Annotated in this window: 4 protein-coding genes and 1 tRNA gene; all 5 read right to left on the bottom strand. The window is 49.9% G+C overall.

Features of this window, described 5'->3' with window-relative positions:
* Positions 1-58 precede the first annotated feature (58 nt).
* The 5 genes from H6F91_RS17220 to glyQ all read right to left on the bottom strand — a co-directional run bounded on the left by H6F91_RS17220 (position 59) and on the right by glyQ (position 4970).
* A tRNA-Ser gene (locus tag H6F91_RS17220) sits at positions 59-145 on the bottom strand.
* 82 nt (positions 146-227) lie between these two features.
* Positions 228-2552 (bottom strand): ComEC/Rec2 family competence protein, encoded by a 2325-nt coding sequence (locus H6F91_RS17215; RefSeq protein WP_190773146.1) that lies wholly within the window; start codon positions 2550-2552, stop codon positions 228-230.
* Between the two features lie 193 nt (positions 2553-2745).
* On the bottom strand, positions 2746-2922 hold the full coding sequence (locus H6F91_RS17210) for an HNH endonuclease (RefSeq protein WP_190773147.1): 177 nt from the start codon (positions 2920-2922) through the stop codon (positions 2746-2748).
* Positions 2923-3101: 179 nt separating this feature from the next.
* The gene (locus tag H6F91_RS17205; protein ID WP_190773148.1) at positions 3102-3587 is read right to left on the bottom strand and encodes a DUF4079 domain-containing protein; all 486 of its coding nucleotides are present in this window, start codon (positions 3585-3587) and stop codon (positions 3102-3104) included.
* 498 nt (positions 3588-4085) lie between these two features.
* Positions 4086-4970, bottom strand: coding sequence for a glycine--tRNA ligase subunit alpha (gene glyQ / locus H6F91_RS17200; protein ID WP_190773149.1), 885 nt, complete (start codon positions 4968-4970; stop codon positions 4086-4088).
* Between the last annotated feature and the right edge of the window lie 434 nt (positions 4971-5404).

Below are 5404 nucleotides of genomic sequence, written 5' to 3'. Positions count from 1 at the left end.
TGGGTCAAGCGCAACCCTGAGTTATCGGCTGTAAGTGGCTCCTAGAGCGTCTCCGGGACGGAGAGGGGGGGATTCGAACCCCCGTTGGATTTGACTCCAAAACAGATTTCGAGTCTGCCGCATTCAACCACTCTGCCACCTCTCCGTCATCTATATTACTCAAAAACGGACGCGAAAACGCAGAAGCACAAGAAATTGTACCTAGAGGCGCGTAGTAATCCTGCTTATTATTCTGAGTCTGCTGACAGGAGATGGCTAAACCCAGTATCTACAGTCCATTGAATGGCACCATCCTGCTGGGTGGAGTAAGCCGCTGTCTGGTGTTGCTGGAACCATTGTTCCAATTCAGGGAAGATGGGGTTGCCGGAGGCGATCGCCACTTCAGCACCCACCTGCTCCAGCACCTTCTTGTCCCTTAACTCTCCACCCCACCAAACCACATTCGCTGCTGAGAAAACTCCCGCTGCTATCATTGGTTTCACCCTATCTGCTGCCATCTCATCTACAAATAACCAAATCTGATCACCCAGCTGAAATCGCAATGCTGCTGGCTCTGCACTTACCAGGCGGATTGGTGTTGAACCAACAGGAATCGCTTTTCCCAGAGGTAATGGGATAACCTGATCAATCCTTTGATGTTTAGCGCTTACTGGACTAGAAGGCTTTTGGGAATCAGGAAGTGTATAAAGCTGGTGAATGGATACGCGATCCAAAAGTTTGAGCCAGCCTGCTGATTCAGCTGATTCAGTGGGCCAGTGGGGAGCGATCGCCCAATCCACCTCATTCACTCCCTGCTTCTGCAAAAACGGCAACACCGCAAACTGAGCATCCCGTTCCCCTACCGTCCCAATAATTCCAACCTCCCCTTTCTTCTGTAGCACCATTACCGGATGATCGGAGGTTGCTAACACCGTCGCCTGAAAGCGCTGTGTCGTCGCTGCTCCTGCTGGAACTGCCACTAATCCGACACATAGCACTGTCACGATCCACCAGTAGCGTTGTAGTCGCACAACCCACCAGATCATCAAATAAAGCCCATATAGTGCCAATACCTGCTCAATGCTGATTGTTCCTGTCGCGTACCCATTCCCCGGTAACTTCGATACCCAATCCGAAAGTTGAATCAGCCAGTGCGTTGGAAAATAAAGCAGCATTGACGCCAAACTTCCGGCGGGGATGTAGAAGAAGCCGAAAAGCCCGGCGATCGCACTTCCCAAACTAATCACGGTCAATACTGGAGCCACTACTACATTCAGCAGCACGCTGTAAGGTGACACCACCCCAAATACATATAACTGCAGGGGTAACGTCCATATGTAAGCTGCTAACGGAACGGCCACCAATGAAGCGATTCCCGTGGGCATCCAATCCAACTGCTTCATCAGCGCTGGCCCCATAATCAGTAAGGCCAGGGTCGCCATAAAGCTGAGCTGAAATCCCAAATCCCAGATCCAGAGCGGATTGAATACCAGTAGGAGAACGGCAGCTACGAGTAGAGAACCGAGAGGGCGCGATCGCCGCTCCAATGTCATCGCTAACAACACCGCAAACCCCATCACCCCTGCCCGTAACACCGAAGCTTCTAAGCCTGTTAGCCCGATGTATACTACCAACGCCCCAGTGCAAACTCCCAGCCGCAGCCGCTTCTCTAACCCCTGTGTCAGCCGCACCATGATTCCGACTAGCAGGGAAACCTGAAAGCCTGAGGCGGCCAAGGCATGTGCCAGTCCAACACTCGCGAAGGCATCTTTAATCGCAAACGACACATCAACGCCTCCTTTTCCCAGGAGCATGGCGCTGACGAGCGGCCCTTCGGGGACGCTGAGGCCAGAGACGTGCGATCGCACAATCCGTCCCCGCACTTCCCACAACCCACGCTGCACTTCCCCTGAAATCTGCCGCCACAAAGTTCGTTGTTCTCGGAACCGACCCTCCGGTTCCGGAAATGTCACCAGCTTGCCATTCAACCCTGCAAAAATTCCCTGCTGCGCTAGCTGCGCCCGAAAATCAAACCCTCCTGGATTCGTTGCTGCCTGAGGCTCATACAACTTCCCCTTCACGCTCACCATCTGCCCGGGATGCAACCCTGTTCCCCATAGTAACGGTACCGTCACATACACGTGCCCGGTGGCTGCTTCTGGCAAAACCATTGGCTCTGAAGGTTTTACCGATCCCCCTATCTGAAACACATCCAGATTGAACTGAATTTTCTGGCTCCGCGTTAGTCGAGGGCTTGTTTCAATAAATCCCCAGACTTCAACTTGGGAAGGTAGTGAAGATCGCTCTAACCAATGACTAACATCTGCTGCTCCAGGTGCAGGTGTCCGAAACCCTAGATAAAAAGCTGCAAATCCCCCAATTGCGCCGGCCACTAACCAAACCTTTGCTCGTGGTCCTATCCGCCAAACCCTTGGCATCACCAAGGCTGTAACAATTCCTGGCATAAGGAGAGCGATCGCCCCCACAGGCACTCCAGAAACCTTCCACGGTAATGCCGTCAGTAACAATCCCACTACATATGCACAGCACAAAACCAATCCACTGGTTGACATCAGCTATCTCTGCACCCGACCTCCCCAGTGTTCCCATCCCCCAAATAAAAAAGGAGATGCGTTCAGCATCTCCCCTATCCATAAATTTTTATACTTATACTCTCAAGATTTAGCTGTTTTTTATACTAACTAAGGCGATCGCAGGAGCCACTATACCCATTCTAAATTAGGTTTATTGAATCTAAGGACTAAACTACAATCGCGTATTGTCCTTATTACTTTTGCCAATATTACATTTTTTACAAAGGGTTTGTAGATTCTCTATATCATTAGAACCACCTTTCGACCGAGGAATAATATGATCGACTTTCTTTAGTATTAGTTCGGACAGTTTTTCTGAAACCCTTGATTTTGCGTGCGCGAAGCGCACGCAAAATCAAGGGTTTCAGAAAAACTGTCCAGAGTATTGTTTAGTCAATCTAAGATTGCCTGCAGAGGGCTACTGCTGTATTAGCCCAAGGAGCCGCAGTTCTTCAAGAACTACGGCTCCTTAGATTTAGAGCTTCTCGACTTGTAAATTAGGCGGTTGGACTAACTATCCCTTTCCCCTTAAATTGAAAGCCCCAACTTCAGTCCTAAAATCCCATGAATAATTAATAACCCTAGCGCCGCGCTACCGACATAAGAATGAATCGTCCGAAACACCTTTCCTTGAGAAAATCCAAATGTTGAAATTGCACCATTGATAGCTAGGATGGCGATCGCCCCCGTTCCTGTCCAGAAGTGCGGACTCTGCAAAATTGGCTGTTGCTGCATCACCAGCGACAGCACCCCACCTGTATACCCCAACGCAATAAATAGGAACATCAACGGCGCAATCTTCGCATGCTCCGCCCGCTTCGCCGATGCGGCTGCATCATCCGTTGCTGTCAGCACACGACCCTGCCATCCCGTTAATGCTACAAACGTCCCCATTACCAGGACAACAATTCCCATCATCGCCGGATGACCCCAATGCACAATCGGCTCCGGAATACCCAATTCACGAAACCAGGCTGCGATCGGTTCCAACCACACTGCCAACTGCTCTGCCATCCCTCTTTCTCCTGAACTTAAGTATTTCTTAAGAAGTATTACAACAATACTAGTTCTAGCTCTTCTCTGCCCACTGTTTCAAGAAGAACGAGTTTGAAAGGTATAGGTAAAACTTTGGCTCAACCCCTTTTATGCTGTTCCAAACCTGCGTCTCTTAATTCTTAATTGAGGCTCAAGCTAGGTTTGGAGCGATCGCCCATGCTTTTTAAGAAAGCAATCTGTTCTACTTCTTGATAGGTCTGCGTAGATTTCCGGTTCCCCGCTCGGGAGGGGTAAGGGGTAGGTTCTACGGTCGCTTTCTAATGACTTAAGAACATCTACGAATGCTTCAGTCAATTCATCTACCTTTAAAAAGCCCAAGACACCGGATCTCTTCCCTAGCGTGTAGCAAGCCTTCACACTCCAGAAACCCGGTGTCTGTATAACAACAAACTTAATCTCCCTCAAGCAAATTCAGGCAAAAGGCTTCGTTCCAATCAGGAGGCCAACGTCCAAAATCTAAACCGCAACTTCCTCCTTCTTCAGCAACGGGAAACCCAACTCCTCCCGTTGCTGCAAATACAACTGCGCAACCTGCCGTGCCAGATTCCGAATCCGCGCAATATACCGCGTCCGCTCCGTCACCGAAATCACGCCCCGTGCATCCAACAAATTAAACGTATGGGAACACTTCAAAACTTGATCATACGCCGGCAGCACTAAACTCAAACTCACTAGGCGCTCCACTTCCTTCTCATGGGTCTCAAACAACCCAAACAAGACATCCGGCGACGAAGCCTCAAAGTTATACCGCGAGTTCTCAATCTCGTTCTGGAGGAAAATCTCTCCATACGTCATCACATCATTCCAGCGGATATTGAAGATGCTATCCACCTCCTGCAAATACATTGTCAGCCGCTCCAGCCCATAGGTAATCTCAATGGATACAGGCCGACAATCAATCCCCCCACACTGCTGGAAATAAGTGAACTGGGTAATCTCCATCCCATCCAACCACACTTCCCAGCCCACACCCCAAGCGCCAACCGCCGCATCTTCCCAGTTATCCTCAACGAAACGGATATCGTGGTCTTCCGGTTTAATCCCCAACTCCTTCAACGAGTCTAGGTAAATCTCCTGAATGTTCTCCGGTGACGGCTTAATTAGCACCTGATATTGATAGTAGTGCTGCACCCGATTCGGGTTTTCCCCATACCGCCCATCCGCCGGACGCCGACACGGTTCCACATATGCAACTGACCACGGCTCCGGCCCGATTGCCCGTAAGAAGGTATGCGGACTCTTCGTCCCCGCTCCTTTCTCCGTATCGTAGGGCTGCACAATCAAACAGCCGCGATCGCCCCAGAACCGGTTCAGCGTCGCAATCACATCCTGAAAATTCACAACCGCTCTCCTAAACAACGAAGGCCTACGCTACAGTGCCAGCCTCTATTCTCACCCAAAAGCCTACCAAATCAGCCTTGGGCCAAATCCGAAAAAAGGCTAGGAAATGTATTGACAGTTGCGGGCTGGGGTTGTTACATTAATAAAGCGGTCGAGAGCGAGCCGGACGAACGAAAGTGAGTTCAGGAGCTCAAAGGCCGACGGAACCTAGGAAAAAGAATAGTTTGGAAGCCAGCATAGCATTTGTACTCTGAAAAAGCAAATGCTCCTGTCAGATAGATGAGTTGAATAGTTTACTGTTCGCTTGTTTATTTAGATTTGGAAAAAGGATTCCGAAGCTTGAAAAGTTTCGGAGCCAAGAGAGCCCAAATTCTCTAACTAATATGGAGAGTTTGATCCTGGCTCAGGATGAACGCTGGCGGTCTGCTTAACAC

The organism is Leptolyngbya sp. FACHB-8, from assembly GCF_014695575.1.
Lineage (GTDB): Bacteria > Cyanobacteriota > Cyanobacteriia > Elainellales > Elainellaceae > Vacuolonema.
Note: the sequence above shows the minus strand (reverse complement) of the source record. Positions and strands in the feature narration are given on the sequence as shown.